This window comes from Chitinophaga sp. S165, assembly GCF_003182155.1.
Classification (GTDB): Bacteria; Bacteroidota; Bacteroidia; order Chitinophagales; family Chitinophagaceae; genus Chitinophaga.
In genome coordinates this window covers 1-1,624 of sequence record NZ_QGTG01000030.1, presented here as the reverse complement: position 1 = coordinate 1,624, position 1,624 = coordinate 1, and the positions used below count along the sequence as shown (strand labels likewise).

General features: G+C 40.1%; 1 protein-coding gene. It reads left to right on the top strand.

All coding sequences use genetic code 11. From position 1 onward, the window contains the following. Positions 1-244 precede the first annotated feature (244 nt). Positions 245-1,621: an IS110 family transposase gene (locus C7475_RS32680; protein WP_110057640.1), complete on the top strand. Its 1,377-nt coding sequence runs from the start codon at positions 245-247 to the stop codon at positions 1,619-1,621. Positions 1,622-1,624 lie beyond the last annotated feature (3 nt).

The following is a 1,624-nucleotide window of genomic DNA, read 5'->3' as shown; positions in this document are numbered from 1 at the left end:
TAAATAGTCAGCCAATCGGCGATCCACTGTTTCGCTAAAAACAACATAAGACTTTATAGGGTAAATTGTAGGAGGCAAAAGCCCTCTGCAGCACAAACCATTGGTATTAATGGTCTCGTACTCCATTAAATAGTCTGGTTCTGCGGGCTACTTATGTTTCAAACTGGCCGTTAGAGGCCGTATAGAAGAATAAACTTAAATCAGCCAGCAGGCTGAGGGACTTTTGCCTTTTAAAATTGATACTATGGCAAAAGTAAAGCAAACTTCCTCTTCTCAAAAGAAAGCTCAATCTCTTTCTGTTGTTAACCCTAAAGCTGCCGGCATTGATATTGGGGACAAAATTCATGCAGTGGCTGTCGCCCCCGATATATGTGATGATCCAGTTCGGACTTTCGGTACTATGACCTGTGATTTAGAGGCTATAGCCCAATGGCTTAAAGAATGTAAAGTTAATACAGTAGCATTGGAGAGTACAGGAGTATACTGGAAGCCATTGTTTAGTCTGTTAGTAAGAAAAGGGTTTGAGGTATTTCTGGTCAATGCCCGTAATGTAAAAAATGTAAGCGGTCGTAAAACAGATGAAAGTGATGCATCCTGGTTACAGCGGCTTCATAGCTATGGCTTGTTGAGCAGTTCTTATCTGCCATCTGACGAGCAGGAAGCATTACGAACGCTGGTTCGTTTCAGGAAGACCTTACAGACCGAAGCCAGCAGGTGCATATTACGTATGCAGAAGTCATTGGAATTAATGAACGTAAAACTCCATACTGTCATTAGTGACATAGTGGGTCAAACAGGAAGCGCTATTGTGGAAGCGATTCTGCAAGGAGAGCGCAATGCAGTTAATCTCCTATCTCTGGTAGGCAAGCGTATTAAAGCCAGTAAAGAAGTTATAGAAAAATCGCTGCAAGGAAATTGGCGAGAAGAACATCTGTTTACCCTTGGAGAATGCTTTGGGCTTTATAAGGAATACCAACGCAGGATCTTTGTTTGCGATCAAAAAATAGAAGAGCAACTTCGTATATATGAAGTAATACGTAATGAAGGAGTAGTTACTCGTTCAATCGAAGAAACCGACCATCCTCAGTATCCAAAACCAAAATATAAGTGCAAAAACAATCCTCGTTTTAATGTTCGTGCATACCTACATCGCATTTTAAAAGTCGATGTATTAGCAATATATGGGCTAAATGATACTGGAGGACTTCAGTTATTAGCAGAGACAGGCACAGACCTTTCCAAATGGCCTACTGAAAAACATTTTGTATCCTGGCTCAATCTCTGCCCGAATAATAAAATATCTGGCGGCAAATTAATAAGTTCACGCTTAATGAAAAAGCAACCGTCCGTTGCAGGGCAAGCTTTTCGGCAGGCAGCAAATGCTGTTCAAAAAAGTGATCATTGGCTAGGAGATTATTTTCGCCGAATGAAAGCAAAGGGTGGAAATAAATATGCTATTGTCGCTACCGCCAATAAATTGGCCACCATATATTATAAAATGGTCAGATACAAAACTGAATTTAACCCACCCTTGCTTGACCAATACCAGAAAAGAAATAATGAATTGAAAATAAAAAGATTAGAAAAAAGACTGGAGCAACTTAAAGCGATTGTTGTATAGAAG

Excerpts from the sequence above, each read along its gene's own strand:
- C7475_RS32680 (WP_110057640.1), top strand. The coding sequence starts at position 245 with ATGGCAAAAGTAAAGCAAACTTCCTCTTCTCAAAAGAAAGCTCAATCT.